1 protein-coding gene is annotated in these 1153 nt (G+C 57.3%); it reads right to left on the bottom strand.

The features are described from left to right. Window positions 1–1152, bottom strand: a 1152-nt coding sequence (locus AC27VO_RS16460; protein WP_488667796.1) for a flagellin N-terminal helical domain-containing protein, incomplete at its 3' end; no start/stop codon positions are given. Between the last annotated feature and the right edge of the window lies 1 nt (window position 1153).

Here is a 1153-nt window from a genome sequence, read left to right as displayed (position 1 = left end):
CGAGTTCACTTGGTCAATCGCGCTATCAATCTGCTTGAGCGCCTTCCAAGCATCGGCCTGCGTTTCCACCGAAATTTGATCAATGCCACGCTGTGACTTTTTAGCTGCTGCAGCTGCTGCGGCATCTGAATTGCCTGCTGCAGTGCCGACCGTCGCGGCAGTACCACCGTCCACGGCCACAAAGTTCACCGCACCTTCTTGGGCCGTTGTCAACGCGGTCTTCATGGCGTCTGCTGTGGCGAGAGCTGTGGTGAAAGCAGTGGCATTTGCGGCAGCGATACCTGTGACGTTTTTGTGGAAGCCCTTCAGCGTCACATCTTTCACATCACCGTTGGCATCTACTTCCGAAGACATCAGCTTGATTTGGTACTTGCTGGCGTCTGCCGCATCGGCTTCCAGGAACGCCGTCACGCCGGTATCTGCGGTTTTCGCATTGATCGCGGCAACCACTTGACCCAGACGCTCTTCGGCACTGGCTGCGCTGTCCAGGGCATCCAGCTTGACGCCATTGACTTCCAGCGTACCCGCGGCCACTTCCAGCTCAAAACCGTTAATGCTCGGAGTTCCCGTGCCCGTGCTTGTCACCTTGAAGGTAGCTGCATCCAGGCTGCCAAAAGTACGCTCGCCGTAAGAAACATTCGACAAGCTGCTGGCCTTGGCATTGGTCAAAGCACCCACGGTGATGTTGTCACCGGCCTGGCTGCCCACCTGGAATACAGCACCCGCAAACGAGCCATCCAGCAAGTTCTTGCCGTTGAATGTCGTGGTCTTGGCTACACGATCAATTTCCGAAGTCAGTTGTTTGACTTCAGCTTGCAGCGCCTCGCGATCTGCCTTGCTGTTGGTGGCGTTGGACGCTTGCACGGCCAGCTCACGCATACGCTGCAGCATGTCGCCCATCTTGCCCAAAGCGCCTTCTGCGGTTTGCGACAGCGAGATGCCGTCGTTGGCATTGCGTGCCGCCACCGCCAGGCCCTTGGCCGAGGCGTTCATACGCTCCGAAATAGCCAGTCCCGCTGCATCGTCCTTGGCGCTGTTCACGCGCAAACCCGAAGACAGGCGCTGCATGGACGTGGACAAGGAATTGCCCGACAAACTCAGGTTGCGCTGTGCATTCAGCGACACCACATTGGTATTAATGGTCATTGCCATT

This window comes from Comamonas sp. 14P8.1.4, from assembly GCF_057799285.1.
Note: the sequence above shows the minus strand (reverse complement) of the source record. Positions and strands in the feature narration are given on the sequence as shown.